Source organism: Haloarchaeobius marinus (assembly GCF_051207415.1).
Classification (GTDB): Archaea; Halobacteriota; Halobacteria; order Halobacteriales; family Natrialbaceae; genus Haloarchaeobius.
This window is the reverse complement of sequence record NZ_JBPKGD010000003.1, coordinates 100,425-127,399: the sequence shown is the minus strand read 5'-3', so window position 1 is coordinate 127,399 and position 26,975 is coordinate 100,425. Positions and strand designations below refer to the sequence as shown.

Below are 26,975 nucleotides of genomic sequence, written 5' to 3'. Positions count from 1 at the left end.
GCCGTGGCCCGAAACGGTGGGTTTATCAATCGCACAGGGGTAGTCGTAGCCAAGATTACTCTCGATATGGCAGGAAACCACCAACAACCGGAGGTGAACATCGGACTCGTCGGCCACGTCGACCACGGGAAGACGACACTCGTGCAGGCGCTCAGCGGTGAGTGGACCGACCAGCACTCCGAGGAGATGAAACGCGGCATCTCCATCCGACTCGGCTACGCCGACGCGACGTTCAGGCGCTGTCCCGAGTGCGACGAACCCGAGGCGTTCACCGTCGAGGAAACCTGTGGCGAACACGGCGTCGAGACGGAGGTAGTCCGCACCGTCTCGTTCGTCGACGCCCCCGGTCACGAGACGCTCATGGCGACGATGCTCTCCGGTGCGGCCATCATGGACGGTGCCGTCCTCGTGGTTTCGGCCACAGAGGACGTCCCGCAGGCCCAGACCGAGGAGCACCTGATGGCGCTCGACATCATCGGCATCGACAACATCGTCATCGCACAGAACAAGATAGACCTCGTCGACGCCGACAGGGCCCGGAAGAACTACCAGCAGATAAAGGACTTCGTCGAGGGGACGGTCGCCGAGGACGCGCCCATCATCCCGGTCAGCGCGGGACAGAACGTCAACATCGACGTGCTCATCGACGCTATCGAGGAGTACATCCCGACGCCGGAGCGCGACCCCGACGCCGACGCGCGACTGCACGTCGCCCGCTCGTTCGACATCAACCGACCCGGGACGACGTGGGAGCACCTCCAGGGCGGCGTCATCGGCGGTTCGCTCGTCAGCGGCCGACTTCACGAGGGCGACGACATCGAGATTCAACCCGGCCGTGAGGTCGAGGAGGGCGGTCAGACCGAGTACCGGCCCATCGAGACGACCATCAGGTCGCTCCAGGCCGGCGGCCAGTCGGTCGACGAGGTCTCCCCGGGCGGCCTGCTCGGCGTCGGGACCGGACTCGACCCGTCGTACACGAAGGGCGACGCGCTCGCCGGCCAGATAGCCGGCCCGCCGGGGACCCTCCCGAACACGTGGAACGCCTTCACCATGTCCGTCGACCTGCTCGACCGCGTCGTCGGCGAGGACATGGGCGAGGTCGAGAACATAAACACCGGCGAACCGCTGATGCTCACGGTCGGCACCGCGACCACCGTCGGCGCGGTCACGTCCGCCCGCGACGGCGAGTGCGAGGTCAACCTCAAGCGCCCGGTCTGTGCACCCGTCGGAGCCAAGATAGCGATCAACCGCCGCGTCGGCGCACGCTGGCGGCTCATCGGCGTCGGGACGCTCCAGGAATAACGAGACAGATGTCGACCCGGGTCGCCCTCGATACGAGCGCGCTCATGATGCCCGTCGAACTCGACGTCCGCCTGTTCGACGAACTCGACAGGCTGGTCGAGGGCGTCGAACCCGTCGCCCCGCAGGCCGTCGCCGAGGAACTGCGACGCATCTCGGAGAAGGGCGGACGGGAGGGCACGGCGGCGACCGTCGGCCACGACCTGGTGACCGAACGCTGTCTCCTCGTCGACACGGAGGAATCGTACGCCGACGACGCACTCGTCGAACTGGCTCGCGGCGGACACGTCGAGTACGTCGTCACGAACGACCTGCCCCTGCGTGACCGCGTCCTCGACGCGGGCGTTCCGGTAATAGCTTTACGGGGCAGGAACAAACTTGCAATCACTCAACCATAACAGATGTACAAGCGAGTCAGGCTCAAGGACACGGTCGAGGTGCCGCCGGAGGAACTCGGGGACGTCAGCCCGGACCTCGTGAAGAAACTGCTGCAGGACAAACTCGAAGGTCGCATGGACGAGGACGTCGGGAGCGTCGTCTCCGTGACGAAGGTCCACGACATCGGTGAAGGGACGGTCCTCCCGAACCGACCGGGGGTCTACTACGAGGCGGACTTCGACGCGGTCACGTTCGACCCGCAGATGCAGGAGGTCGTCGACGGGACCGTCGTCGAGGTCGTGGAGTTCGGTGCGTTCGTCGGCATCGGCCCGGTCGACGGTCTGCTCCACGTCTCCCAGATATCGGACGAGTACCTCGCCTTCGACGGGGAGAATCAGCAACTCGCCTCGAACGAGTCCAACCGCACGCTCGGCGTCGACGACGCCGTCCGGGCGCGCATCGTCACCAAGAGCATCGACGAGCGCAACCCCCGGGACTCGAAGATCGGGCTGACGGCGAAACAGCCTGGACTCGGCAAGCACGGGTGGCTCGAAGAGGACAGACAGAAGCGCCAGGCGCAGGCGGGTGATTAGATGGCGCAGAACCGACTCGTCTGTCGCGAGTGCCACCGGGTGAACGACCCCGACAACAACACGTGCGAGGCCTGTGGCTCCAGTTCGCTCACGGAGGACTGGGCGGGCTACGTCATCATCGCCCACCCCGAGAAGTCCGACATCGCGACCGAGATGGAGGTCACGGAGCCCGGCAAGTACGCGCTGAAGGTCCGCTGACGTGAGCGAGGACGCACACGACGGGACCGTCCTGCTCACGCTCCCGACCGAGCTCCGGTCCGCGTTCAAGGAGCCGCTGGGCCCGGTCGAGACCGACGCGGACGTGCTCCTCGCGTCGGTGACCGGCCCCCTCGTGACCGTCGGCGACATCGTCACCTACCACCTCGTCGAGGCCGGTCGACAGCCTGACGTCGCCCTCGTCGACGAGCGGACGAAGCGCGCCCCCGTCGACGAGGCGGTGCGCGATGCGGTCGTGAACCCGGACCTGACCGTGTCCAATCCCGCCGGGACCGTGACCGAGGAACTCGTCGTCGCGATCCGCGACTCGCTCGCCGACGGGACGGCGACGACCATCTTCGTCGAGGGCGAGGAGGACCTCGCAACCCTGCCGGCCGTGTTGCTCGCGCCCGACGGTGCGAGCGTCGTCTACGGTCAGCCAGGTGAGGGGATGGTCCACGTCCGGGTCACCCCCGAGAGCAGGGCCCGGATGCGCGCCCTCGTCGAACGGATGGACGGCGACGTCGACCGTGCCCTCTCGTTCTGCTGACGCCGTCCTGGCCTCGTTCGTGCTAATCCCCCACTTCGAAATCCTTTTACCCGCTTCGAGGGGTAGTTTAGGTAACTGGATACCATGGACATCGACATCCTCTCGGAAGACGAGAACCCCATGTTGCACCGTACGGACGTGAAGTTCGAGATGGTTCACGACGAGGCGACGCCGTCTCGACTGTCGGTTCGCGACAGTCTCGCGGCGATGCTGAACAAGGACGCCGACGAGGTCGTCATCCGCAAACTCGACACGAAGTTCGGCATGCGAAAGACGGTCGGCCACGCGAAGGTCTACGACACGGCCGAGCGCGCCCGCGACGTCGAACAGGAGCACATGCTCGAGCGAAACAAGATCATCGCCGACGAGGGGTCCGAGGAGGCGGAGGAGGCATAGATGGCGCGCTACGAGTACTACGACGACGACGGTCAGCCGACCAGGGAGCACTGCCCGCGCTGTGGCGACACGTTCCTCGGCGAGTACGGCGACCGCAAACACTGCGGGAAGTGCTCCTACACCGAGTGGGAGTAGATGCGCGTCCTCGGCGTCGAGGGTACGGCCTGGTGTGCGAGCGCCGCCTGCTACGACGCTGAGTCCGACACTGTTCGCATCGAATCCGACGCCTACGAACCCGAGAGCGGCGGCATCCATCCGCGCGAGGCCGCCGAACACATGCAGGAGGCCCTGCCGGCGGTCGTCGAGACGGTCCTCGACGAGGTCGACGGGCCGATAGACGCCGTCGCGTTCTCGCGTGGCCCCGGACTCGGCCCGTGTCTCCGCATCGTCGGGACGACGGCGCGCGCCCTCGCGGGCACGCTCGACGTGCCACTCGTCGGCGTCAACCACATGGTGGCCCACCTCGAGATCGGCCGCCATCGCTCGGGCTTTACCTCACCGGTCTGTTTGAACGCCAGCGGTGCGAACGCGCACCTCCTCGGCTACCGTGACGGGCGCTACCGCGTCCTCGGTGAGACGATGGACACCGGCGTCGGCAACGCCATCGACAAGTTCACCAGACACGTCGGCTGGTCCCACCCGGGTGGGCCGAAGGTCGAGGCGCACGCGACGTCGGGCGAGTTCGTCGACCTGCCGTACGTCGTCAAGGGGATGGACTTCTCGTTCTCCGGCATCATGTCCGCCGCGAAGCAGGCGTACGACGACGGGACGCCGGTCGAGGACGTCTGCTTCTCGCTCCAGGAGCACATCTTCGGGATGCTCACCGAGGTGTCCGAGCGCGCACTGTCGCTGACCGGGAGCGACGAACTCGTCCTCGGCGGTGGCGTCGCCCACAACGCCCGTCTGCGCGAGATGCTCGAGACGATGTGCGACCAGCGCGGGGCCGAGTTCTTCGCACCCGAATCGCGCTTCCTGGGGGACAACGCCGGGATGATCGCCGTCCTCGGCGCGAAGATGTACGCCGCGGGTGACACCCTCCCCATCTCGGACTCCGCCGTGGACCCCAACTTCCGGCCCGACGAGGTGCCCGTCACCTGGCGCGACGCCGACGAGGACGTGGCGGTCGCGCCCGGGGCCGACGAGACGGTCCGGGGAGCAGAGGCGCTGGTCGAGTTCGAGGGCGACCGGGTCGTGAAGCGACGCCTGCCGAAGGCGTACCGGCACCCGGGTCTCGACGCGACGTTGCGCCGGGACCGGACGGTGCTGGAGGCGCGCCTGACGAGTCACGCCCGCCGGGTCGGCGTGCCGACGCCGGTGGTGTACGACCTCGACCCCGAGACTTCGACGCTGGTGTTCGAGCGCGTCGGCGAGGCGGACCTGCGCGACCGACCGTCGGCCGACGGGGTCCGCGACGTTGGCAGACACCTCGCCACGATACACGAGGCGGGGTTCGTCCACGGGGACCCGACGACCCGGAACGTCCGCGTCGGCGGCGACGACCGGACGTACCTCATCGACTTCGGACTCGGATACCACACCGACCACGTCGAGGACTACGCGATGGACCTGCACGTCTTCGACCAGAGCCTCGTCGGGACGGCCGACGCGCCGGACGCCCTGCGCGACGCGGTCCGCGACGGCTACCGCGAACGCGGCGACGAGGCGGTGCTCGCCCGCCTGCACGACGTCGAGGGTCGCGGCCGGTACCGCTGACGAGTTCGCCGCCCGTGACGGGCCGACGACCTGTCGGTACCGACGACAATCTTCTTAACTCAACCCCACGTATCCCTAGACATGCCCGACAAACCGAGTTCCGGTGAGATACTGGGGGTCCCGTACAACTTCGAACGCCCGAGCATGAGCCGCATGCTGTCGTCGTACTGGAACCCCGGAAAGGGGATGCTCGTCCCGAAACCGTTCGGTATCGGCTACACCCTGAACCTCGCCAACTGGCGGTCCTGGGTCGTCATCGGCGTCGCCGGCCTCATGCTCTGGCGCGAGCGCGAAGCGAAGAGCGGCGCCGAGGCCGCAGCGGACGAGGCGGTCGAGGTCGTCGTCGAGGACTGACCGCCGTCGCGGTTCTCGCGGTCGTTTCGAGATCGCCCAGCGACGCGTGACGCCCGTCCCGGCGGCCCTCGACAACCCGCCCGGGCTCAGGAGCCGAGGTGACGTCGCTCGGCGACCTGCCCCCGACCGCCAACCGACGGCTCTTTGCGCCCGCACGTCTCCCTCCCCACATGGCGATTCGATTCGTGACGAGCAACGAGGGGAAGGTCCGTGAGGCCCGCGAGTACCTCTCTGAGCCGGTCGAACAGGTGGACTACGACTACACCGAGATACAGCACGACGAACTCGAAGCCATCGCCGCGTTCGGTGCCAGGGAGGCGTTCGAGCATCTCGGCGGAACCGACCCGGTGCTCGTCGACGACGCCGGACTCTTCGTCGACGTCTTCGACGGCTTCCCCGGGCCGTACTCCGCGTACGTCGAGGACACCGTCGGCGTCGAGGGCGTCCGGGCACTCGTCGCCACCCGGGACGACGACCGGGCGCGCTTCCGGACCGTCCTCGCGTACTACGACGGCGACGAGGTCGCCACGTTCGACGGTGCAGTGCAGGGTCGCATCGTCGACCCGCGTGGCGACGGCGGCTTCGGCTACGACCCCATCTTCGAACACGACGGCCGGACGCTGGCCGAGATGAGCACGGCCGAGAAGAACGCCATCAGCCACCGGGGGCGCGCGCTGGCGAAGTTCGCGGACTGGCTCGCCGACGAACCGGCAGAGCGCAAGGGGCCACGCTAGCGTTCTTGTACGAAGGCGGGGCCAGACCCGGCGTGACCTGACCAGGGTGGCCCGGCGGCCGTGGCGGGTGCGTGGCGCATCGCCGGGCCAGCGGACCGCGCCGCCTGTTCGCCCCTCGAAATCCGAAGGGTTACTCCCCCGGCGGCCACCGGTGCGGACATGGACCGCGACACCGCTCTCGTCACCGGCGCGTCGAGTGGCATCGGCCGGGAACTCGCCCGTCAGTTCGCAAGACACGGACACGACGTCGCCCTCGTCGCCCGTCGTGAGGGCGTCCTCGCCGACGTGGCGGGGGACCTCGAATCCCGGTACGCCGTGGACGCGACCACGATATCGATGGACCTCGACCGGGACGGCGCGAGCGACGCCCTCTACGAGGCCGTCCACGACCGCGACCTCGACGTGGGCATCCTCGTCAACAACGTCGGCATCGGGACGGCAGGCCCCTTCGCCGAGGCCGACCTCGACGAGGAACGGACGCAGTTGCGACTGAACGTCGTCACGCTCGTCGAACTCACGCGGCTCTTCCTCGACGACTTCACCGACCGTGGTCGGGGTCGAGTGCTCAACGTCGGGTCGACCGCCGGCTTCCAACCGGGACCGTTCATGGCCGGCTACTACGCGAGCAAGGCCTACGTCAACTCCTTCACGGAGGCGCTCGCGGAGGAACTCCGGGGGACCGGCGTGAGCGCGACCGTGCTCGCTCCCGGTCCGGTCGACACGGACTTCCAGGACCGCGCCGGGATGGGGGACTCGGCCGTCGGGTCGACCTACAAACAGTCGGTCGAGCAGGTCGCCACAGCGGGGTACCGTGGGGTCATGCGGGGCGACGCCGTGGTCGTCCCTGGCCTGCCGATGAAGGCACTCTCCCTGCTCGCCCGCGTGACGCCGCGACCCATCCGCAGGCGGGTCGCCCGTCGGGTGAACGAGCGCAGGTGACCGGAAGGTTTAGCTGCCAGGCGAAACTCGGCCACCATCATGAGCTCTGACACGTTCGCCCCTCGACTCGGTCCACAGCGTGTAGCACTGCTCGGCGCGGTTGGCTGTGCCCTCTCGCTGGTCGTCGTCTCGCAGTTCGTCCCGACCGGGTCGACGATATACTGGGCGGTGCTGGCGCTCGTCTCCGTCGACTTCGCCGTCGCGTACCTCGTGCTGAAACGCGTCTTCGAGCAGCAGCGCTAGCTCAGTCGCGCGGGTCGCGGTCCGGTCCCGGATAGCGCCCGCCGCCGACGGCCTCGTAGAGACTTTCGGCGTCGAACAGCCGTGCGAACGCGTCCGGGGTCCGGACGCTCACGGCCATCCGGCGGTTCAGCGCCGCGCCCGTCCTGGCGCTCCGGAGTTCCTCGTCGAAACTGAGGACGTGGGCTGCGCCGCCGCGATACGCCGACGCGAGTGCGGGGTGGTCCGTCGCAGGGTGGTCGACCGGGTCCCGTTCGTCCTCGATCCGTTCGCGCCAGTCGCCCGCCAGCGACCCGTCCGCGACCGCGGTCACGACTGCCTCGGCGTCGTCGAGCAGGTGGTCGCTGGCGACGAGGGTCATCCAGCTGTGTCGCCGGACGTGGTCCAGCGCCTCGCGACTGGCCCCGCCACAGCAGAGGTCGGCGGCGAGGACGTCGGCGTCCGCGACGACGCGTGTGGCGGCGTCAGCCATCGTCGTCGTCACCATCCTCCGGCGCGTCGGCCGGGGACGCGTCCCGACGCTCGCGGAGCGCCCGTCGAACGTCGTCGACCTCGACCCCGTACGCTTCGGCCCGTTCGAACAGGCTCGCCCACGTCATGTCACGTCCTCCACGAGCGCGGCGAGTTCGTCCCCGTCGTCGTCGCTCACGGGACGGAACGGCCGCCGGACCCGACCAGCTGGGACGCCCCGGGACCGCATCGCGGCCTTGACGCCGGGGACGCCGTAGCGGGCGGTCACCGCGCGGTCGAGTTCGACGAGCGACCGGTTCAACTCGCGTGCCCCCTCGGCGTCGCCCTCCCGGTGCCGGTCGTACACCTCGCTGGCGAGTTCGGGCACGACGTTCGCCAGCGCGAGGACGCCCCCGTCTGCACCGTGGTCGAGTGCGGCGGCGTAGATGCTCCCGCTCCCCACGAGGACCGAGAAGTCGGCGTCGTCGGTCAGCGCGACGGTCCGCTGGAGCGATTCCAGGTCGCCGCTGGAGTCCTTGATGCCGTGGACGTTCGGGTGCGTCGAGAGCGCCTCGACCGTCCGCGGGTCGAGCGTCGTCCCGGTGAACGCCGGGACGCTGTAGAGGTACACCGGAATCGGACTCTCGTCGGCGAGTTCGCGGTAGTACGACGCGAGGGTCGCGTCGTCGTGCCGGAAGTAGTAGGGCGTGACGACGAGTGCGGCGTCCGCACCGGCGTCGGCCGCCGCGACCGTCTCGTCGAGCGTCTCCCGGTACCCCGCATGGCCCGTCCCGGCGAGGACCGGCAGGTCGGTCTGGTCGGCGACGGTGGAGACGACGCGTGTTCGCTCGGCCGAACCGAGGAGCGGTGCTTCGCTGTTGGACCCACACGGGACGACGAAGTCGACGCCGGCGTCGGTCACCCAGTCGACCAGTTCCCGCAGGGCAGTCTCGTCGACGTCGCCCTCGTCGTCGAACGGCGTCACGAGCGGTAGTCCGGTGCCTCGCATACGAGAGAGGAGTCGCCGGGGCGTCAAAAACGGACCGGCACCGGTTGGGGCTACCGAGGGACGGAATCGCGGGATGGGTAAGACGGGTGTCTGACGCAGTTTTAAGGTGGCCGGGGGTCACCACTCCCCTGGGGCGCGCAACGTCGGCCTCGAACTCCCATCCTCACGCGTGCGCGCCCGGCACTTCGCTGTCTCCCCCCTTTCGAATCGCCTCGACTCAGGCAGCGGTCAGTGCGTCGCGAACGGCGCTCACGCCGGTCTGTTCGACGACGACGGCGAGTCGGTCGCCGGGGTCGATGGCGGTAGAGGGGAGCGGAATCGTCAGCGACCCGTCCCTCGGACCGTGGGCGTAGATGCGGGCCTGCTCGGGGAGGTCGACCTCGACGACGCGCTTGCCGACGAGCGGGGAGTCCTCGGGTATCTCGAAGACGGAGAACTGGAGGTTCTCGGTCACGTCGGCGAGGACGTTGAAGTCGCCACCGAGCATCGCGGTCTTGGCGCCGGCCGCGCCGAGTCGCTCGGGGTAGACGACCTCGTCGACGTCGCTGGCGTACTTCTTGTAGATGTCCTCGCGGTAGTCCTCGTCGATGCGGAGGACGGTCCGTGCGCCGTGGTGTTTCCCGATCATGCAGGCGCTGAAGTTCGCGTTGAGGTCGGGCGTGAGCGCCCCGATGGCGTCGGCGTCGTCGATGCCGGCCTCCTCGAGGACGTCCTCGTCCTCGCCGTCACCCTCGACGACGGTGAAGCCGTCCTCGCGTGCTCGCCTCGCCTTGTCGGGGTCGTTGTCGACGACGACGACGGTGTGCCCCTCCTCGGCGAGGATGCGGCAGGTTCGCGTTCCGACTCGACCGTAACCCACGATGACGAACTTCATGGACAACGGTACGCAAGCGGGGGTAAAAAGGGTAGTCCCGGTGCCTGGTTTCGCGGGGCGAAGAGAGTCGACTGACCGCTACGTATCATGTTGGCTAGGTGTACTTTGATACTTTGTGGCAAACTACCACTCCGCTTGGGACATTTCGATTTTATCAGGCCATGAGCGTAAATTCATCGGCAAAATCGGCGAATCTACCACGTGGCTTTATCTATCATTGTTTGTTAGGGCATATCATGTGTGGTAACCACATTCGGGAGGCGGTGGACAGGCGGACCGTCCTGCGCGCAGCAGGAGCAGCAGGGGTCACTGGGCTGGCAGGATGTCTCTCCTCGCTCGGTGGTGGCGGCGAGGGTAGCGCCAACGAACTGACCGTCGGGTACACGACGTCGCTCTCGGGACCGTTCTCGGTGTTCGGGCAGTCGGCACTCGACGGTGCCATGCTCGCCGTCGAGGACCTGGAATCGGAACTCGACGTCAGCATCTCGGTGGAGACGGGGGACACGCAACTCGACCCGTCGACCGGCGTCAGCCGGATGCAGCAACTCGTCACCGAGGACGAGGCCGACTTCACGATGGGAGCGGTGTCGTCGAGCGCCGCCCAGGCGATGGCGTCGTGGGCGAACGAGAACGAGGTCATCTACTTCCCGACGGGTGCCCACGGGGACGGCCTCACGGGGGACGCGTGCGGGCCGTACTCCTTCCGCCCGTCGGCGTCGAACTCCATGCTGGCGGCGACCATCGGTGCCGAGATGGCCGAGCGAGCCGACAGCTGGTACCTGCTGTTCTCCGACTACGCGTGGGGACAGACCGCACAGGAGGCGGTGACCCGCATCCTCGAAGAGCAGGGCAAGGAGGTCGTCGGCACCTCACCGACGCCGTTCCCGGCGGACGACTACTCGCCGTACCTCAACGAGGCGGACAACTCCGGTGCCGAGGGCATCGGCATGCTCATCGCGGGGCTCGACCTCAGGAAGGCGACCAACCAGCTCGTCTCGCAGGGGATGCAGGGCAACTACACGCTCGCGATGCACCAGCTCGAGGACGCCGTCTTCTGGGGGCTGGACCGCGACTCCGCCGGCATCCTCGACACGGCAGGACAGGTCTGGGGGCCGGCGGTCGACACGACTGCCGCACAGGAGTTCTGCGAGCGCGTCGCCGAGACCTCCGAGACCGACCCGTACGTCCGGCACTTCCTGGGCTACCTCTCGATGGACCAGGCGGTCCGTGCGGCGGTCAGGGCGGACTCGACGAACGCCGACGAGATGCGGAGCGCACTCGAGGGCCACGAGGTGTCCTCCGGCGTCACCGACATCAAGGGCGGCGACAGCGGCATGTACTGGCGGGCCGGCGACCACCAGCTGATCCAGCCGACCTACAGCGTCGAGGCGCTGCCGGTCGACCAGATGCAGGACGACCCCTACAAGCGGTGGTTCCAGACGGTGAACACCTTCGCGGGGGACGACGTGGCCCGCCCCGTCTCCGAGACCGGTTGCTCTATGTGATCGATGAGTACGAGCGAACTCACCCGTGAAGACCTCGCGGCTATCTCGCCGGCGTGGTGGGTCGCCGCGGTCCTGACGGTCGTCCTGCTCGCCGTCGCGTTCGCCGTCCAGCCGGGGCTGTTCATCGACCAGGCCATCGGCGGACTCGTGTACGGGATGGTGCTCGTCCTCGTCACGCTCGGTCTGTCGCTCATCCTCGGCCTGATGGGCATCGTGAACTTCGCCCACGGGGCGTTCTTCATGCTCGGCGCGTACCTCTCGTACTCGGTCGTCGTGGGCCTCGGCCTGCCGTTCTGGGCGGCGCTCGTCGTCGCCCCGCTGGCGGTCGGTGCCGTCGGCATCCTGGTCGAGGTAACCGTCCTCAGGTACCTGTACGGGTCGGACCCCATCGTCAGCCTGCTGGCGACGTTCGGACTGACGCTGATGATCGAGGAGGCCATCCGGGCTTACTGGGGGACGGCACCGCTCGAACTCCAGCGTCCGGAGGCGCTCACGACGGGGACCGACCTCGGCGTGACGACCGTCCCGACGTACCGGTTGTTCCTGGTCGGCGTGGCCGTCCTCACCATCGTCGCGGTGTACCTGCTCATCTCGCGGACCGACTTCGGACTGACCGTCCGTGCCGGCGTGCAGGACGGCGAGATGACGGAGTTCGTCGGTGTGAACCTCCCGATACGGTTCACGGCGATGTTCTTCGTCGGTGCGTCCCTGGCCGGCCTCGCGGGGGTGCTCTACTCCGCCGAGACCGGCATGCGGACGACGATGGGCGAGACGTTCGTCATCCTCGCGTTCGTCGTCGTGGTCGTCGGCGGCGTCGGGAGCCTGTTCGGGAGCGTCGTCAGCGGCATCCTCATCGGCATCTCGGCGTACCTCACGCCGGTCGTCCTGTCGGCGTTCGCCGAGGTGCTCGGGACGCCGTGGCTGGCGCTCGAGATTCGAGCGCTCGTCCCGTACCTCGTGATGATACTCATCCTGCTGTTCCGGCCCAGGGGGTTGTTCGGCGAGGAGGGGTTCCTCGAATGAGAAACGAACCCGCACACGGCGAGGAGACGGGCGAGACGCTGGCGAGGGTCAGGACCCTCGCCTGGCGCTACCGCGTCCCCCTCGGACTGCTGGTGCTGGTGTTGCTCCTGCGCCCGGTCGTCTCGCACCCGCTGTTGCTCGGCTACGAGGCCATCGCCTCGACGATACTCATCTGGATGGTGTTCGTCGCCGCGTTCAACCTGCTGTTCGGCTACGCCGGCCTGCTCTCGTTCGGGCACGCGATGTTCCTCGGCTTCGGGATGTACGCCGCCGCCATCGGGGTCTCCGGCCGGGCCGGCGCGCCCGAACTGCCGTTCGTCGTGGCCGCCGGCATCGGCGTCGCCGTCGCCGCGACGGTCGGCTACCTGCTCGGGCGACTCACGGTCGAGAAGGGCGAGATATACTTCGCGTTCCTCACGCTCGCGGTCGCACAGGCGGTCGAGTTCGTCGCGAACCGCAACCCGTTGAACCTGACCGGCGGGTCGAACGGGGTCACCCAGGACGTCCTGCCCGGGTTCGTCGAGTCGACCAGGGGGCAACTCGTGGTCGTGCTCGCCGGAACCGAGGTCGACTGGTACTGGTTCGTGTCGGTGGTGTTCCTCGCCTCGATGCTGGCGCTGTGGCAGGTCGTCCGCTCGCCGTTCGGGCGCTCGCTGGTCGCCATCCGGGAGAACCAGAACCTCGCCCGGGCGATGGGCATCGACACCACCCGGTACAAGATCCAGGCGTTCACCATCAGCGCCGCGCTGTCGGCGCTGGCCGGGGCGGTGCTGATGGTGAACAACTACGGCGCGTCCCAGGAGACCCTCGGCGTGACGACCAGCGGCGACACGGTGCTGATGGCCGTCCTCGGCGGGGTCCGGTACTTCTTCGGCCCCATCGCCGGGGTGTTCGTCTGGCAGTTCGCCGAGGACTTCCTCACGGACTTCGAGGTACTCGACCTCGGGTTCGCGAGCGCGGACCTCTCCGGGGTCCTGACCCACTGGCACTTCTTCCTCGGTGCGCTGTTCGTCGTGCTCGTCGTTGTCGCCCCGCTCGAAGGCATCTGGGGCTTCCTGCGTGACTGGACGCGTGGCCTCTACGGCCGGGTCAGGGGGGTGCGCGAATGAGCGACGCGACCCCGGCCGACGGAACGGACGAGACGCCGTCGATCGACCCGGCCGTCGCGGTCGAGGACGCCGCGCTGGCGACCGACGGGTTGCGACGGACGTTCGGCGAGGTCGTCGCGGTCGACCGGGTCAGCCTCGGCGTCGAACCCGGCGAACTCCGGGCCATCATCGGCCCGAACGGCGCGGGGAAGACCACGCTGTTCAACGCGATCATGGGGACGCTCCCGCCGACCGACGGCCGGGTGTACCTCGGCGGGGCGGACGTCACCGACCTGGACGAACACGAACGGCCGCACCTCGGTCTGGCGCGCTCGTTCCAGTCGAACGAGTTGTTCGAGGACCAGACCGTCCTGGAGAACGTCCGGGTCGTCGTACAGACGACCCGCCGCGGCGCGTTCAGTTTCGACCTGTTCCGCGACCACCGGTCGGTCGGCCGCGACCGGGCCGTGGAACTGCTGGACACCGTCGGACTGGACGCCCCGGCCTCGACGCTCTCGAAGAACCTCTCGCACGGCGACCAGCGCCGACTCGGCATCGCGATGGCGCTGGCGACGGACCCGGACGTGCTGTTGCTCGACGAACCCACCTCCGGGATGAGTCCCGGCGCGACGACCGCGACCGCCGACCTCATCGAGGAGATCCGGGACGACCTCGGCCTGACGGTCGTCCTCATCGAGCACGACATGGACGTGGTGCTGTCCATCTCGGACCGCATCTCGGTACTGAACCGCGGGTCGCTCATCGCGACCGGCCCGCCGGAGGAGATACGGGCGAACGACGCCGTCCAGGACGCCTACCTCGGCGGCATGAGGGAGGAGCTATGAGTTCGGACGCATCCACCACGGCGACGCCACTGCTCGAGGTCGACGGCCTGCAGGCCGGGTACGAAACCGGTCAGGTGCTGTTCGACGTCGACCTCTCCATCGGCGAGGGCGAACTTGTCTCCCTCCTCGGGCGCAACGGGGCGGGCAAGACGACGACGATGCACGCCATCATGGGGGCCGACGTGCCGACCGTCCTCGGCGGCGACGTACGCTACCGGGGCGAGTCGATGCTCGGGTGGCCGCCGTACCGCCGGGCGAACGCCGGACTCGCCATCGTCCCGGAGAAGCGCCGGTGCTTCCCGCGACTCTCCGTCGTCGAGAACGTCCGCCTCGCCATCAACCACGCGTCGGACCCCCTCGGACTGGACGAGGCGCTGTCGTTCTTCCCGGAACTGGACGAGATGCGCGAGAAGGAGGCCCGGAACATGAGCGGGGGCGAACAGCAGATGCTCGCCATCGCCCGGGCGCTCGCGGCCAACCCCGACCTGATGTTGCTCGACGAACCCTTCGAGGGACTCGCGCCGTACATCGTCCGGCGCATCGAGGACATCGTCGCCGACATCAACGACCAGAAGGGAATCACCGTGTTCTTCGTGGAACAGAACGTCGCGGCGGCCCTCGCCATCGCGGACCGGCACTACGTGCTCGACGAGGGCCGAATCGTCGACGAGGTGACGAGCGAGCGCATCCGGACCGACGAGGAGTTCCGTCAGCGCTACCTCGGTGTGTAACGTTGGGAAGGACAATGACAGAGACAGACGACTTCGTGGACGCGCTGGACGGCCTCGGGGTGACGTCCGACCGGACGACCCTCGACGGCCTCGAGGCGACGCTCGAACGCGCCGTCGACCGGCCGGCCGTCGGCGTGCCCCTGCACGTCGACGCCGACCTGCCGTCGGCCGTCGAGACGACGTTCACACCCGCCGAGTTGCGGGACGCGGCGACCGGCGTGACGCCCGCCCGACTCGGCATCGCCGAGTTCGGGAGCGTCCTCGTCCGGTCGACCGCCGGCGGCGACGAACCGGTGAGTCTCTACCCCGAGCGCCACGTCGCCGTCCTCGACGCCGCCGACGTCGTGGCGACGGGCCGGGACGCGGTCGACTGGCTTGCCGAGGAGGTCGCCGCCGGCCGCGACTCGTACGTCCTCGCCACCGGGGCGTCGGCGACGGCGGACATGGGTGGCCTCGTCGAGGGCGTCCACGGGCCGAACTCGGTACACGTCGTGGTCGTAGAGGACGAGGAGGGCGACGCATGAGTCCCGAACGCGAACGGACGGCGGCCCACATCCGGAACCTCCTCGACACGGAGGGACCGCTCATCGGCGAGAAGGTACGCTCGAAGAACCGTGACCGGTACGAGGCCGCCGAGAACTTCGACGACTGGGAGGCCTCCCGCGAGGAAGCGCGGGAGATAAAGGAGGCGGCCATCGCGGACCTGCCGACCCTCGTCGAACGCGTCCGGGAGTCGGTCGAGGCGAACGGCGGGACGGTCTACGTCGCCGACGACGCGGCCGACGCGAACAGCTACGTCACCGAGGTCTGTGCCGACCGTGACGCGGAGACGCTGGTCAAGTCCAAGTCGATGACGACGGAGGAACTGGACCTGAACGACGCGCTCGAAGCGGCCGGTGTCGACGTCTACGAGACCGACCTCGGCGAGTTCGTCGTCCAACTGGCCGACGAGACGCCGAGTCACATCGTCGGGCCTGCGCTGCACAAGTCCAGAGAACAGATCGCAGCCCTCCTCAATGGGGTGTTCGACCCCGAGGAACCGCTCGAGACGACCGAAGAACTGACCCGGTTCGCCAGGGACTACCTCGGCGAGCGCATCCGCGAGGCCGACGTGGGCGTCACCGGCGCGAACTTCGTCTTCGCCGAGTCGGGGTCGATGGCGCTGGTGACCAACGAGGGTAACGCCCGGAAGTGCGCGGTCACCCCCGACACCCACGTCGCGCTGACTGGCGTCGAGAAACTGCTCCCGTCGGTCGCGGAGTTCGGCCCGTTCCTCGACCTCATCTCGAAGGCGGCGACCGGCCAGCCAGTCTCGCGGTACGTCTCGCTGTTCACGCCACCGACGGCGTCGCCGACGCTCGACTTCGACAGCGACGAACCGGTCGCGTTCGGCGACGCGACGGCCGACGCCGACGCCCCGGACGACGACCGCGAGTTCCACCTCGTCCTCGTCGACAACGGGCGACTCGCCATGCGGGAGGACGACCAGTTGCGCGAGACGCTGTACTGCATCCGGTGCGGTGCGTGCTCGAACTCCTGTGCGAACTTCCAGGCCGTCGGCGGCCACGGCTTCGGCGGGGAGACGTACTCCGGCGGCATCGCGACCGGTTGGGAAGCGGGCGTCCACGGCCTCGACAGCGCCGCCGAGTTCAACGACCTCTGCACCGGTTGCACCAGGTGCGTCGACGCCTGTCCCGTGAAGATAGACATCCCGTGGATCAACACGGTCGTCCGCGACCGGGTCAACCGCGGCAAAGACCCCGGAACCTTCGACCACCTCGTCGACGGCCTCACGCCGGACGAGGAGCCGTCGGGGCTCGCCCCCGGGAAGCGCCTGTTCGGCAACTTCGAACGCCTGGCGAAGTTAGCGAGCGCGACCGCGCCCGTCTCGAACTGGCTGGCCGACGCCGGTCCCGTCCGGATGGCGATGGAGCGCGTCGCTGGCGTCGACCGCCGACGCGACCTGCCGACGTTCGAACGGGAGACGCTCGTCGACTGGTTCGAGGCGCGCGGCCCGCGCGTCGAGTCGGACGACGCCGTCCGCGAGGCGGTGCTGTACCCCGACACGTACACGAACTACGTGCTGGTCGACCGCGGGAAGGCGGCGGTTCGGGCGCTCGAAGCCCTCGACGTCCGGGTCCGGGTCCCGGCCGTGCGGTCCTCGGGTCGCGCCCCGCTCTCGCAGGGGATGCTCTCGACCGCGACCGTCCACGCCCGCGACGTGTACGACGGACTCGCCGAGCACGTCGACGCCGGGCGGGACGTGGTCGTCGTCGAACCCTCGGCGCTGGCGATGTTCGAGCGCGAGTACGACCGCCTGCTCCCGTCGGAGTCGGCCGACCGACTCGCAGACGCGAGCTACGAGGTCATGGAGTACGTCTACGGCCTGCTGGAGAACGGCGGGTCGGCGGACGCGCTCGGGACGCCGCCGGCGTCCGTGGCCTACCACAGCCACTGCCAGGGGCGCACCCTCGACCTCGAACCGTACACCGTCGCCGTGCTGGAGGCCTGCGGTGCGACCGTCCGCACCTCGGACGTGGAGTGCTGCGGGATGGCAGGGAGCTTCGGCTACAAGTCAAGGTACTACGAACTCAGCATGGACGTCGGCGCGGACCTCGCAGAGCAGTTCGCGGGCGAACCCGTCGTCGCGGCGAGTGGAACCTCCTGTCAGGAACAGCTCGACGCGCTCCTGGGCGACGACGTACCGCACGCCGTCGAGTTGATAGCGCCAACGTAGTTCCTCCACCGTCCGTCGTCCACGCCTCCGGTGTGGACCGTCCGTCACTCGGCGACGGCGACGGCGTTCACCCAGCGCTCCGACGTCTTCACGCTGACCGGGGTGAACGCGGCGTCGGCCAGCAGCGACGTCACCTCGTCGCCGGTGTACCGTTCGAAGTACCGCCCGTCCTCGTCGAACCCGCTCTCCTCGCCGCGCTTGAGCGAACAGTAGACCGCACCGCCGTCGACGAGCACCCGCCGGAACTCCGACAGCGCCGCCGGCGCGTCCCCGCGGGGTACGTGCAGGAGGGACGCACAGGCCCACACGCCGTCGAACGCCCCGTCGGCGAACGGCAGGTTTCGCATGTCGCCCTGCACGAACGACCCGTCGGGGACGTTCTCACGGGCGCTCCCGAGGAACGACGGCGTCACGTCCAGGCCCGTCACCGAAAAGCCCCTGTCGGCGAAGGTCTCGGAATCCGACCCCGGGCCACAGCCAACGTCGAGGACGCGGCTGCCCGCGAGCGCGTCGAAGAACTCCTCGCCGAGCAGGGCGGCGATGGACTCCGTCCGGTACTTGTCGACGAAGGCGTCGCTGTTCGACTCGTAGACCGTCCTGGTGCGGGCGACCTCGTCCATGTGCCCACTGTCGATTCCGGGTACGTGAATCTTCGTTCTGTGGTCGAGCACGATTCGTGGAGGAACCCGCTACGTCGACCGACTACGAACGAACCGTCGGCGTCGGCCGAGATACCTACCGGGCGTAGCTCTCGACGAAGCCTTCGGCCATTTGCGCTTCCGCCCGTCGGAGGCGGTACGAGAGCGTCGAGGAGGGCACGTCGAGTTCAGCCGCGAGTTCGTCTATCGTGACCTGCCGTGGCGTCTCGTAGTATCCCCGCTCCACGGCCAGTCGAAGGACGTCACGCTGGTCTTCGGGAAGGGAGACCATCGAGAGTGAGTCGATGTCCCAGGACTCGACCTCACAGAGCCTGTCGAAGTGGAGCGCGACGCCCTCCTGGAGGTTGTCTTCGACGGTGTCGAAGAACGTGTCGACGTTCTCCTTCGACCGGACGAGAAGCCGCCACTCGTGCATCGACCCACTGCGGGAGGTCTGGAAGACCATCCCGAGGTCGAGGTACCGGGCCGAGTTCCCGACCACCGAATCGCACCGGTGGAGGTCGTGAATGTAACTGTAGAAGACCCTCGAGTTCGGGGTGGACTCCAGCAGTTCGTGATGCCTGCTGGCGCCGCAGTGGCTCTTCGTCATCCGTTCTCTTTGCTCGTCGTCCAGACGCGCACGCTCTACACGCTCGAGGGCGTCGGTGGGGCCGGTGAAGCGTTCGACTCGCCAGAACCGATCTCTGCTGGCACAGCTATCGATCGAGTACGCCGCGACGTCCGGCGACTCGATGAGGATGTCCATGACGGGGTCGACCTCGCTCTCGTACTCTAGCGTGAAGGTGACTTCTCTCATCTTCGGGGCTAATGTATCTTTTATCTGCCAGTCCCTCGCGTGGTGAGTGTGATTATCTATCACGCTAATGTAGGGGCTTCGTAATCACTGTTTCGCCGACTTAACCCCGACCTTGGCACAGGACAACTCAGCCTATTTGCCCTCCCAACCGTTGGCGGTTAGGTACAGACGATGGTTGAAAGACGTACGTTCTTGACGGCACTGGGCGGCACGACGATGGTCGGCTCTCTCGCGGGCTGTCTTGGGGCCTCCAGCAGTGGCGATATCGATACCCAGCCGTCGACCTCGACGGCGACCGCATCGGCGACCGAGGCGCAACAGAGCAGCGTGACCGAGGTCGCAGTCGGACCCGAGCGGCGACTGCGATTCGAACCCGAGTCCATCGAGATCAGCGTCGGCGACACGGTCCGGTGGACGGCGGAGAGTCCGGGGCACAACGTGACGAGCAAGCCCGGGTCCTCGGGGAAGTGTGAGAACCCGGACGGTGCAGACCCGTTCGCGTCGTACGACGGCGGAAATCACTACGCGGTGATGGAGGTCGACGCGACGTTCGAACACACGTTCACGGTCGCAGGGACGTACGTCTACGTCTGTGCCCCACACGCGGGACAGGGGATGGTCGGGGACATCACCGTCTCCGAGTGAGATTGGCCTGTGCCAGGCGACGATTGATACTCACATGCTTGCTGTTTGCTCCCATGTCACAGGGAGAACCACGCGGTGATGGGGTAGCTGATGCAACCGGTGAGGAGACGTCCCAGCGGAATCGATTCGTCCAGCGTCGGCGATTCCTGATGGCGGCCGGGACGCTCGCTGGAGTCGGCGTTCTCGCCGGGTGCGGACAGAACCAGGACACCGGTACGCCGACCTCGGAGTCCACCGAGACGGCCACCGACGAGTCGACGTCGACCCAGACGACGACGCAGCCACAGGACGAGGAACCGTCGCTCCAGCAGAAGTATCCCGGCCTCCAGATCCTCTCGCCCGAACCGGAGAACGCACAGGCAGCGAACCGGTCGACGTACGCCGGGTACCTCACGCCGAACGAGGAGTTCTACATCCGGAACCACTACGTCTCGCCGACGATCGACGAGGGAGAGTGGCAGGTCTCGCTCACGGGACTGGTCGACCAGGAGGTAGACCTCTCGATGGAGCGTCTCAAGTACTCGTTCGGAACCGAATCGGTCGCACATACGATGCAGTGTTCCGGCAACGGCCGGTCGTACTTCGAACCCAAGGTCGGTGGAAACCAGTGGGCGTTCGGGGCAGTCGGGAACACCGTCTGGACTGGCACCCCTCTCAGCGACGTCCTCGAGCACTACGGTGCGGACACCTCGGCCGGGAACTACCTGACCGTCATGGGCGGGGAGGCACCCGACGGTGAAGACGTCTTCACCCGGTCGATTCCGATGGAGAAGGTCATGGACGACTGTCTCCTCGCCTACGAGATGAACGGGGAGGCGCTCCCGAAGGAACACGGGTTCCCGGTGCGGCTACTCGTCCCCGGCTGGTTCGGGAATAACAACGTGAAGTGGGTCGACCGGATGCACGTGATGAACAAGATGGTGATCGGAGACGAGTGGGAGGAGGGCGACCAGCGGCTCTACACCCACTGGCAGCAGTACTCCTACCGGATCATCCCACAGCAGGACGACGGTGCCGAGCACTACGAATCGATCGACACCTTCGACACGCGAGAGCAGATGGAGAACACCGACCAGATTCGGAACGCCTACATGTACGACCAGCTGGTCAAGTCGCTCGTCGGGTATCCAGGACAGGGACAGACCGTCTCGCCGTCGCCGGGTGGGTCTATCGAAGTCCTCGGCGTCGCCTGGGCTGGTGACGACCGGGTGGAGACGGTGGAGGTCTCCACGGACGGCGGGGAGTCGTGGGGCGAAGCGGAATTCTACGGCCCGGCCTACACCGAGACGGCCTGGCGGCAGTTCCGGTACATCTGGAACGACCCCTCGTCGGGCGAACACACGCTCGTGTCCCGTGCGACCGACGAGCACGGGCGGAGCCAACCGGCGACCATCTCCGCCCCAGACGAGGAACTTCGCGGCATCGAGGACGACAAGTACCCGTGGAACCAGAAGGGCTACGGTAACAACGCGTACGTGCCCCACGCGGTCACGTTCACGGTAGAGAACTGAACACGATGGTCGAACCTGGACATCTCGCGGTCGTTCACCTCACCGGACGGCTCGTCGATGCCCCCGACGCGGGGGAGGTCTTCGAGACGACCGACGTCGACGTGGCCCTGGACGAGGGCGTCTATCACGACCACCGCCACTTCAGACCGTTCGAGTTCGTCGTCGGGGAGGGGACGGTCATCGACGGAATCGACGGCACCGTCCTGGACATGTCGAGTGGAGAGACCCGGACGGTCGTCCTCGAACCGGAGGCGGCCTACGGGAAACGCGACCCGGAACTGGTGGTGACGATTCCACGGAGCGAACTCGAGGACGGAGACGACGTCACCGCCGAACCTGACAGTCTCGTCCGTAGCGAGACGGGAGACGTGGGGTGGATCGTCGACGTCGAGGACGAGACGGTCACGGTCGACTTCAACCACGAACTGGCCGGCGAGCGCGTCGAGTTCGAGATTCGACTGCTCGAGGTACGCGCACCCGAACCGGGGACGGAAGACGACGACCCCGCTGCCTCGGACAGAGCCGTATAACCGACGGCTGCACTCCCTGTTTCTATCGACCGGGCATCGGATAGATGGGTGGCGATTGCTGGACCGCCTCGGGCCAGACGAGGACTTTCACCGCCTCGCCGCCGTCCCGTGGCTGCCACTGGTAGACGAACATCGCTCTGCTGATGATGCCCCGTTCGTCGAAGGAAACGTCTCCGTACGCGGTGGTAATCTCGGTCTGGCGGACGGCGTCACGCACGTTCCTCGGAGTGAGTTCGGTCACCTGCTGGAAGGCGTGCTGAAAGGTCACTATCACCGCTGCACCCGCGGCGCTGTGGTAGTCGGGCCGGTAGCCGTACGCCCGCTCTATCGCCGCGATGAACGAGTCGGTAGACCCGTAGACGGGGTCGCCGTAGTCTGCGGTGTCGTTCCACGGACTCGGTCCGTAGACGTAGTCCCCGTTCTCGCTCGTCTGCTCCCTGAAGTTGGACGTGAGACTGCCGACCGTGGTCGTCACCAGCTTCGGGCTGACGTTCTGGCGTTCCAGCTGGTTGGCGAGAAGGATCGCGTGTCGCTCGTGCGCCGAGAGGACGAGCAGCTCCGCCCCGCTATCCCTGACTTCCGCCAGTAACGACGAGAGGTCCGACGTCTCGCTCGGGAACGTCTGGTCCACGACGACCTCGACACCTGCGTCGGCGAGTTTCTCGCGTGCCCCTCCAGCGGAGCTCTGACTGAAGCTATCGAGTTCCGTCAGCAGCGCCGCCGTTGCCGGCGGCTGGTCCTGGGCCATCGCCATCTCGATGGTCGAGACGGAGTACGTGTCGGCAGCCGGTAGCAAACCGAACACCCACTCGTTGCCCCTGCTGAAGATCTCGGGGCTCGCTCCGCTGCCCTGGACCATCGGTTTCTGACTGCTGGCGGCAACTTCGCTCGCCGCGAGCGCGACGGTGCTCGAGTACGGTCCGAGCAGATAGTCGACCTGCTGGTTGTCGACGAGGTCACGGTATATCGCCGTACTCCTGCAGGCGTCGCTTCCGTCGTCTCGCAGTATCAGCTCGAGGCGGTAGGTAGTGCCGTCGCCAGCGTCCACGCCGCCCGCCTCGTTGATACGCCGTATCGTCAACTCGTAGGCGTCCCTGTAGAGTCGCCCGAGGTTGGCGTTGTCCCCCGTGAGGCTCATCGACCCCCCGAGCGTTATCGTCTGCTGCTTCTCGGTCCTGGTGGGCCCCACGGGTAGCGCTATGACGCCGGACGCCCCCGCCGCCTGGAGATACGTTCGTCGCGTCGTACCTGAGTCACTGCTTCGTGCGTGGAGTCTCTGTCCCATCCACGCGACGATGCGCCCCAGTCAATTTGTTATTTGATTCGTTGTTGGGGTAAGCTGTAGTTTGGAGACCGAATGCGCCGGATTTCGACGTTTCCGTGGCCGTGAAGCCGGCAGAAATACACCTGGGGTCGCGTCCGTTCGTGGACGTAGTTTGTCACTCGCGGCTGTAACGCCGAGAGTTGGAGGCGGTGGCGAGAGAAGCCTAGGCCGGGATTTGAACCCGGGCTCTCGTCCTTACCAAGGACGCGCTTTACCGCTAAGCTACCCAGGCACCGGAGTGCATCCTACCGTTGCCCGGTGTTGTCTTTATGGGTTTCGATTTGCCGTTAGGAATCGGTCGCCGACTGGCGGACGTGGTCGTCGGTCCGGCCGGCGGTCTCGCTGGCCGTCGCGCCGGTCTGTAGTTCGGTCGCGGCCGGGAGTGCCTCGACCGGCGGGAGTGCCTCGGAGCCGTCGGTGGCGACGAGCGCACCGAGCTGTGCGAACAGGTCGGTGGTGGGGGTGGCTCCGACGGCGGTGGTGCCGGCGAGCGCGGCGAGTTCGAGTACGTCGCGTTCGAGCGAGGCGTCGAGGACGGCGGTGTCGGCACCGGGTTCGCGGCGGCGGGTCTGGTCGCGCCCGAAGTCGCGGACGGTGCCCACGGCCTTCGCGGCGGCGTCGGTCCGGGCGAGCAGGTAGAAACCGCGGGAGACGAGGACCGTGGCGGCCAGCGAGTCGAGGTTGGCCTGTGTCTGGTCGTCGGTGTCGGCCCAGGGTTCCTCGTGGGCGAGCGAGCGTGTGAGTCGGAGTCCGTCGTAGATGAGTTGGACGCCGGCGGCGCGGTCGGCGACGGTGGCGACGTCGGTGTCGTCGTCGCACGCGAGGGCGCACCTGATCGTCACCACTCCGGGGGCCATCGAGGAGGCGGCGAGCCGGTCCGCAATGTCGTCGCGGAGTCGGTCGGGATAGATATCAGCGAGCGCCTCGCAGGCGGCGCGCCGGCACGTAGCGGCCTCGTCCATTGCCGCCGACTAGTGGGGGGAAGGGCAAAGACCTTTGGAAAGGGAAGAGTCGCCTACACCATGATCGAAACGGCAGTCGACGGCGGGGTGACCCGGGTGGTGCTCGACCGGCCGACGCGGCGAAACGCGCTCACCGAGGCGGGCCTGCGCGACCTCCGGGCGGCTGTGACCGGGGCGGAGACGCCGGTGGTGTACCTGACTGGTGCGGGAGCAGCGTTCTCGGCAGGTGCGGACCTGGACGTCGTGACGGGACTCGACCGCGACGAGGCGAAGGCGTTCGCCCGGCTCGGCCAGCGCGTCGCCGACGCCATCGAGGGGGCGGAGTCGGTCGTGGTGGCTGGCATCGACGGACCGGCCCGTGGCGGCGGGGTCGAACTGGCGCTCGCCTGCGACCTCCGTGTGGCGACGCCCGACGCGACGTTCGCCGAGACGGGCGTCTCGCTCGGCCTGTTCGGTGCGTGGGGTGGGACGGCGCGCCTGCCCCGCATCGTCGGCGAGGGGGAGGCGATGGACGTCGCGCTGTCGGGTCGGGTGGTCGACGCCGAGGCGGCCCTCCGGATGGGGCTGGTCTCCCGAATCGTGGCCGACCCTGCGACGGTCGCGGCCGAGGTGGCCGAGAACGACCCGGGCGCGCTGGCGGTACTGAAGCGACGGATGCGCGACGACTCGGACCGCGCCGTCCAGCACGCCAGGGAGGCGGCGGCGTTCGCCGACCTCGTGGCCGAGAACGCGTCGACGCTATCGCGGTGAGGGACCGCCACGAGGCGGTCACTGCCCCGGTGACTGGGTCGCGCCCCGGGCTGCAGCGGGCTTCTAGAGCGACAGCGGTTCGGGTGCCGGCGGCATCCGGCGCTTGTGTTCGCTCCGTTCGTACAGTCCGCGGACCCGCTCGACGACGCGCTCCTCGACGCCGAGTTCGCGGGCCGTGGCGCTCGTGGACGCGTCACCCGCGATGTGGAGTGCGACGACCGCGTCGATGGTGTCGTAGTCGACGCCCAGTTCCTGTTCGTCGGTCTGGTCCGCCCAGAGTCCCGCGGTCGCGGTCTTCTCCGCGAGGTCCTCGGGTGCGCCGAGGTACGCGGCGAGCTGGCGGACCTGCTGCTTGTAGAGGTTGCCGATGGGGTTGCAGTCGACGGCCTGGTCGCCGTACTTCGTGAAGTAGCCGGTCATCGCCTCGGCGCGGTTCCCGGTTCCCAGAACGAGGTAGTTCTCCTCGTTGGCGACGTAGTAGTTGACGACGCCGCGTACGCGAGCGCGGGCGTTCCCGACGGCGAGCGTGTCGCGTTCGGCACCCGGGATGGCGTCGACGATGCTGCCGACGATGCCGCCGATCTCGACGACGTCGTAGTCGATGCCGAGCGTCTCGGCGACCCGTTCCGCGTCGCTCATGTTCTCCTCGCTGGACACCTCGGCGGGGAGTATCAGGCCGTAGACGTTCTCGGTGCCCAGTGCGTCCACGGCGAGGTAGGCAGTCGTCGTGCTGTCGACGCCGCCGGAGAGACCGAGAACGGCACCGTCTGCACCGGCGTCGTCCACCGTCGACGCGATGAAATCGACGATGTGGTCGCGCTGTGCGGCGAGTTCCGCCTCTGAGAACCGGAGGTCCAACATCGTCTCGTAGTTGGGAAGCCACTGCCAAGAACGTTCCTCGACCCCCTCGGAAAGTGGACGGGCGTCCAGTCCGGGAAAGCGCTACGTTCAAGTGACGCCGGGTGAAAGAGTCGGGTAGAATCACCACGGGCGAGCGCACCGGGTCGACGACCCCGGGGCGCGTACGACCGTGGCGTGCGTGCGCCGTTGGTCCAGTGGTAGGACATTAGCTTCCCAAGCTAATAGCCCGGGTTCAATTCCCGGACGGCGCATCCTTCCGACGACACACCGGGAGTGACGACGCCGAGCAGTGGTGGGAGCGCTCGGTCCCGGCCGCACCGTCGGCATCGCCGTCGGCGTCGAGGCGGCCCGTTCGTCCGTACGGTAGTAGTGACGTCCTGCCACCGGAACGGACGGATGCAGACTGAACGGAAGCCAGTTACTACGTGATTTACCTCGTTTACGTACCACGTTCGCTCCGCGTAATCCGCGATTACCTATGTCGCTACACGTCGACACACTGGCCGGGGAGTTCCGTGAGCTATCACGTACACGCAGACGGCGGAGACAGGGGGACCGCCCGCCTCGAATCGGACGCCGAGGGCGGGACCGTCCTCGGGTTCGACGCGCTCGAACACAGGACGGCCCCGGACCGGTGGCCACAGCTCGCACGCGGCCACGCGTCGAACGACTTCGTGTCTCTCCGGGTGTCGGTCGCGTACGAGTGGGACGACGTCGACCACGAGGACCTGCACGTCGACCCGGCGGAGTTGCTGGACCTGTCCGGGGGTGACTGATGCACCTCCCGACGATGGTCCGACTCGTCGTGGGTATCGCGATGTTCGGCGTGGCCGCGCTCGGTCTCGTATGGCTGCTCGAGGGCACCACGTACGTCCTGGGCACGGTCGGAATCGTCCTGCTCGTCGTGATGACCGTCTGTATCGCGCTCGTACCGGAGTTGCGGGGGGTCTACTGACCGGTATCGCAGACCAGCACGACTTGCGTCGTCCTGTCCCTGCCGGCCGCGTCCCGACCGTCCGCCGACGGGCGTCGCTCGAACGAGACCAGCAGGTGCTCGACAGCGAGGGGCGGAGACCAGGTCTCAGTGGGAGTGAGAGGAACGGTGGTCGGTCTGTTCGGTCACGGCGACCGTCTTGTCGGATTCGATCCAGGCGTCGAGGTTCTCACGGTCGTAGATGATGAGCCCGTTGACCGTCTCGCGGCCGACGTAGCGTTCGGGTTCCGTATCGGACGTGTGCATTCGACTCGGTAGTGCTTCCCCCGCCCCGGTCTTATGTTTGCTGG

Annotated in this window: 35 protein-coding genes and 2 tRNA genes; 26 read left to right on the top strand and 11 right to left on the bottom strand. The window is 67.6% G+C overall.

What is annotated here, in order from left to right:
• The first annotated feature begins 66 nt into the window (after positions 1–66).
• The 12 genes from ACSC1W_RS12605 to ACSC1W_RS12550 all read left to right on the top strand — a co-directional run bounded on the left by ACSC1W_RS12605 (position 67) and on the right by ACSC1W_RS12550 (position 7,394).
• Positions 67–1,302, top strand: a complete 1,236-nt coding sequence (locus ACSC1W_RS12605; RefSeq protein WP_435347829.1) for a translation initiation factor IF-2 subunit gamma — start codon at positions 67–69, stop codon at positions 1,300–1,302.
• A gap of 8 nt (positions 1,303–1,310) precedes the next feature.
• Positions 1,311–1,697, top strand: coding sequence for a type II toxin-antitoxin system VapC family toxin (locus ACSC1W_RS12600; protein ID WP_435347828.1), 387 nt, complete (start codon positions 1,311–1,313; stop codon positions 1,695–1,697).
• 3 nt (positions 1,698–1,700) lie between these two features.
• Positions 1,701–2,270, top strand: coding sequence for a DNA-directed RNA polymerase (locus tag ACSC1W_RS12595; RefSeq protein ID WP_435347827.1), 570 nt, complete (start codon positions 1,701–1,703; stop codon positions 2,268–2,270).
• Positions 2,271–2,468 (top strand): transcription elongation factor subunit Spt4, encoded by a 198-nt coding sequence (spt4, locus tag ACSC1W_RS12590; RefSeq protein WP_435347826.1) that lies wholly within the window; start codon positions 2,271–2,273, stop codon positions 2,466–2,468.
• A 1-nt stretch (position 2,469) separates the two neighbouring features.
• On the top strand, positions 2,470–3,015 hold the full coding sequence (locus ACSC1W_RS12585; RefSeq protein WP_435347825.1) for a GTP-dependent dephospho-CoA kinase family protein: 546 nt from the start codon (positions 2,470–2,472) through the stop codon (positions 3,013–3,015).
• 84 nt (positions 3,016–3,099) lie between these two features.
• On the top strand, positions 3,100–3,411 hold the full coding sequence (locus ACSC1W_RS12580) for a 30S ribosomal protein S24e (protein WP_435347824.1): 312 nt from the start codon (positions 3,100–3,102) through the stop codon (positions 3,409–3,411).
• A complete protein-coding gene (locus ACSC1W_RS12575; RefSeq protein ID WP_435347822.1) occupies positions 3,412–3,546 on the top strand; it encodes a 30S ribosomal protein S27ae in 135 nt (44 codons plus the stop codon). It begins immediately after the preceding gene.
• Complete coding sequence (locus ACSC1W_RS12570; protein WP_435347820.1) at positions 3,547–5,124, top strand: bifunctional N(6)-L-threonylcarbamoyladenine synthase/serine/threonine protein kinase; 1,578 nt, start codon at positions 3,547–3,549, stop codon at positions 5,122–5,124.
• Between the two features lie 81 nt (positions 5,125–5,205).
• Positions 5,206–5,478 carry a DUF5808 domain-containing protein gene (locus tag ACSC1W_RS12565; protein WP_435347818.1) on the top strand — a complete coding sequence of 91 codons (273 nt, stop codon included), beginning with the start codon at positions 5,206–5,208 and terminating at the stop codon, positions 5,476–5,478.
• Between the two features lie 170 nt (positions 5,479–5,648).
• Positions 5,649–6,212, top strand: coding sequence for an XTP/dITP diphosphatase (locus ACSC1W_RS12560; protein WP_435347817.1), 564 nt, complete (start codon positions 5,649–5,651; stop codon positions 6,210–6,212).
• Positions 6,213–6,371: 159 nt separating this feature from the next.
• The gene (locus ACSC1W_RS12555; protein WP_435347815.1) at positions 6,372–7,151 is read left to right on the top strand and encodes an SDR family NAD(P)-dependent oxidoreductase; all 780 of its coding nucleotides are present in this window, start codon (positions 6,372–6,374) and stop codon (positions 7,149–7,151) included.
• 39 nt (positions 7,152–7,190) lie between these two features.
• On the top strand, positions 7,191–7,394 hold the full coding sequence (locus tag ACSC1W_RS12550) for a hypothetical protein (protein WP_435347813.1): 204 nt from the start codon (positions 7,191–7,193) through the stop codon (positions 7,392–7,394).
• 1 nt (position 7,395) lies between these two features.
• On the opposite strand, the gene ACSC1W_RS12545 is transcribed toward ACSC1W_RS12550, so the two are convergent.
• The 4 genes from ACSC1W_RS12545 to ACSC1W_RS12530 form a co-directional block, all read right to left on the bottom strand.
• Positions 7,396–7,863: a DUF7384 family protein gene (locus tag ACSC1W_RS12545; protein WP_435347812.1), complete on the bottom strand. Its 468-nt coding sequence runs from the start codon at positions 7,861–7,863 to the stop codon at positions 7,396–7,398.
• Positions 7,856–7,990: a hypothetical protein gene (locus ACSC1W_RS12540; protein ID WP_435347811.1), complete on the bottom strand. Its 135-nt coding sequence runs from the start codon at positions 7,988–7,990 to the stop codon at positions 7,856–7,858. The genes ACSC1W_RS12545 and ACSC1W_RS12540 overlap by 8 nt, the downstream gene beginning before the upstream one ends.
• Entirely contained in the window at positions 7,987–8,850 is an 864-nt protein-coding gene (locus tag ACSC1W_RS12535) for a dihydrodipicolinate synthase family protein (RefSeq protein WP_435347810.1), read from the bottom strand. The genes ACSC1W_RS12540 and ACSC1W_RS12535 overlap by 4 nt, the downstream gene beginning before the upstream one ends.
• 217 nt (positions 8,851–9,067) lie before the next feature.
• Entirely contained in the window at positions 9,068–9,724 is a 657-nt protein-coding gene (locus ACSC1W_RS12530; protein WP_435347809.1) for a potassium channel family protein, read from the bottom strand.
• A 236-nt stretch (positions 9,725–9,960) separates the two neighbouring features.
• Between ACSC1W_RS12530 and ACSC1W_RS12525 the strand changes: the two genes are divergently transcribed.
• The 7 genes from ACSC1W_RS12525 to ACSC1W_RS12495 are packed head-to-tail and all read left to right on the top strand — an operon-like array spanning position 9,961 to position 17,653.
• Positions 9,961–11,229: an ABC transporter substrate-binding protein gene (locus tag ACSC1W_RS12525; RefSeq protein WP_435347808.1), complete on the top strand. Its 1,269-nt coding sequence runs from the start codon at positions 9,961–9,963 to the stop codon at positions 11,227–11,229.
• Positions 11,230–11,232: 3 nt separating this feature from the next.
• Positions 11,233–12,252, top strand: a complete 1,020-nt coding sequence (locus ACSC1W_RS12520) for a branched-chain amino acid ABC transporter permease (protein WP_435347807.1) — start codon at positions 11,233–11,235, stop codon at positions 12,250–12,252.
• Complete coding sequence (locus tag ACSC1W_RS12515; RefSeq protein ID WP_435347806.1) at positions 12,249–13,361, top strand: branched-chain amino acid ABC transporter permease; 1,113 nt, start codon at positions 12,249–12,251, stop codon at positions 13,359–13,361. The genes ACSC1W_RS12520 and ACSC1W_RS12515 overlap by 4 nt, the downstream gene beginning before the upstream one ends.
• A complete protein-coding gene (locus tag ACSC1W_RS12510; RefSeq protein ID WP_435347805.1) occupies positions 13,358–14,185 on the top strand; it encodes an ABC transporter ATP-binding protein in 828 nt (275 codons plus the stop codon). The genes ACSC1W_RS12515 and ACSC1W_RS12510 overlap by 4 nt, the downstream gene beginning before the upstream one ends.
• Positions 14,182–14,916 (top strand): ABC transporter ATP-binding protein, encoded by a 735-nt coding sequence (locus tag ACSC1W_RS12505; protein WP_435347804.1) that lies wholly within the window; start codon positions 14,182–14,184, stop codon positions 14,914–14,916. Before ACSC1W_RS12510 ends, ACSC1W_RS12505 begins: the two co-directional genes overlap by 4 nt.
• A gap of 14 nt (positions 14,917–14,930) precedes the next feature.
• Complete coding sequence (locus ACSC1W_RS12500; protein ID WP_435347803.1) at positions 14,931–15,440, top strand: LUD domain-containing protein; 510 nt, start codon at positions 14,931–14,933, stop codon at positions 15,438–15,440.
• Complete coding sequence (locus ACSC1W_RS12495; protein ID WP_435347802.1) at positions 15,437–17,653, top strand: LUD domain-containing protein; 2,217 nt, start codon at positions 15,437–15,439, stop codon at positions 17,651–17,653. Before ACSC1W_RS12500 ends, ACSC1W_RS12495 begins: the two co-directional genes overlap by 4 nt.
• 44 nt (positions 17,654–17,697) lie before the next feature.
• Here ACSC1W_RS12495 and ACSC1W_RS12490 read toward each other — a convergent pair whose 3' ends face one another.
• Complete coding sequence (locus ACSC1W_RS12490) at positions 17,698–18,273, bottom strand: class I SAM-dependent methyltransferase (RefSeq protein ID WP_435347801.1); 576 nt, start codon at positions 18,271–18,273, stop codon at positions 17,698–17,700.
• A gap of 115 nt (positions 18,274–18,388) precedes the next feature.
• Positions 18,389–19,108 carry a helix-turn-helix domain-containing protein gene (locus ACSC1W_RS12485; RefSeq protein WP_435347800.1) on the bottom strand — a complete coding sequence of 240 codons (720 nt, stop codon included), beginning with the start codon at positions 19,106–19,108 and terminating at the stop codon, positions 18,389–18,391.
• Positions 19,109–19,324: 216 nt separating this feature from the next.
• Between ACSC1W_RS12485 and ACSC1W_RS12480 the strand changes: the two genes are divergently transcribed.
• Genes ACSC1W_RS12480 through ACSC1W_RS12470 form a run of 3 tightly spaced genes read left to right on the top strand, consistent with a single transcriptional unit; the run spans position 19,325 to position 21,794 of the window.
• The gene (locus tag ACSC1W_RS12480; RefSeq protein ID WP_435347799.1) at positions 19,325–19,753 is read left to right on the top strand and encodes a plastocyanin/azurin family copper-binding protein; all 429 of its coding nucleotides are present in this window, start codon (positions 19,325–19,327) and stop codon (positions 19,751–19,753) included.
• A gap of 53 nt (positions 19,754–19,806) precedes the next feature.
• A complete protein-coding gene (locus ACSC1W_RS12475) occupies positions 19,807–21,264 on the top strand; it encodes a sulfite oxidase (RefSeq protein ID WP_435347798.1) in 1,458 nt (485 codons plus the stop codon).
• A 5-nt stretch (positions 21,265–21,269) separates the two neighbouring features.
• Positions 21,270–21,794: an FKBP-type peptidyl-prolyl cis-trans isomerase gene (locus ACSC1W_RS12470; RefSeq protein ID WP_435347797.1), complete on the top strand. Its 525-nt coding sequence runs from the start codon at positions 21,270–21,272 to the stop codon at positions 21,792–21,794.
• Positions 21,795–21,816: 22 nt separating this feature from the next.
• On the opposite strand, the gene ACSC1W_RS12465 is transcribed toward ACSC1W_RS12470, so the two are convergent.
• The 3 genes from ACSC1W_RS12465 to ACSC1W_RS12455 all read right to left on the bottom strand — a co-directional run bounded on the left by ACSC1W_RS12465 (position 21,817) and on the right by ACSC1W_RS12455 (position 24,080).
• Complete coding sequence (locus ACSC1W_RS12465) at positions 21,817–23,079, bottom strand: amino acid ABC transporter substrate-binding protein (protein WP_435347796.1); 1,263 nt, start codon at positions 23,077–23,079, stop codon at positions 21,817–21,819.
• A 199-nt stretch (positions 23,080–23,278) separates the two neighbouring features.
• Positions 23,279–23,350 (bottom strand) — tRNA-Thr (locus ACSC1W_RS12460).
• Positions 23,351–23,405: 55 nt separating this feature from the next.
• Positions 23,406–24,080 (bottom strand): DUF7114 family protein, encoded by a 675-nt coding sequence (locus tag ACSC1W_RS12455; RefSeq protein WP_435347795.1) that lies wholly within the window; start codon positions 24,078–24,080, stop codon positions 23,406–23,408.
• A gap of 60 nt (positions 24,081–24,140) precedes the next feature.
• Between ACSC1W_RS12455 and ACSC1W_RS12450 the strand changes: the two genes are divergently transcribed.
• Positions 24,141–24,830: an enoyl-CoA hydratase/isomerase family protein gene (locus ACSC1W_RS12450; RefSeq protein WP_435347794.1), complete on the top strand. Its 690-nt coding sequence runs from the start codon at positions 24,141–24,143 to the stop codon at positions 24,828–24,830.
• A 63-nt stretch (positions 24,831–24,893) separates the two neighbouring features.
• On the opposite strand, the gene ACSC1W_RS12445 is transcribed toward ACSC1W_RS12450, so the two are convergent.
• Positions 24,894–25,691, bottom strand: a complete 798-nt coding sequence (locus ACSC1W_RS12445) for an NAD+ synthase (protein ID WP_435347793.1) — start codon at positions 25,689–25,691, stop codon at positions 24,894–24,896.
• A gap of 180 nt (positions 25,692–25,871) precedes the next feature.
• Between ACSC1W_RS12445 and ACSC1W_RS12440 the strand changes: the two genes are divergently transcribed.
• From ACSC1W_RS12440 to ACSC1W_RS12430, 3 genes are all read left to right on the top strand, one after another.
• Positions 25,872–25,942 (top strand) — tRNA-Gly (locus ACSC1W_RS12440).
• A 264-nt stretch (positions 25,943–26,206) separates the two neighbouring features.
• Positions 26,207–26,467, top strand: a complete 261-nt coding sequence (locus tag ACSC1W_RS12435) for a hypothetical protein (protein WP_435347792.1) — start codon at positions 26,207–26,209, stop codon at positions 26,465–26,467.
• Positions 26,467–26,646: a hypothetical protein gene (locus tag ACSC1W_RS12430; protein WP_435347791.1), complete on the top strand. Its 180-nt coding sequence runs from the start codon at positions 26,467–26,469 to the stop codon at positions 26,644–26,646. Before ACSC1W_RS12435 ends, ACSC1W_RS12430 begins: the two co-directional genes overlap by 1 nt.
• Before the next feature lie 126 nt (positions 26,647–26,772).
• Here the strand turns inward: ACSC1W_RS12430 and ACSC1W_RS12425 are convergent, their stop codons facing one another.
• Positions 26,773–26,931 (bottom strand): DUF7331 family protein, encoded by a 159-nt coding sequence (locus ACSC1W_RS12425; RefSeq protein ID WP_435347790.1) that lies wholly within the window; start codon positions 26,929–26,931, stop codon positions 26,773–26,775.
• Positions 26,932–26,975: the final 44 nt, after the last annotated feature.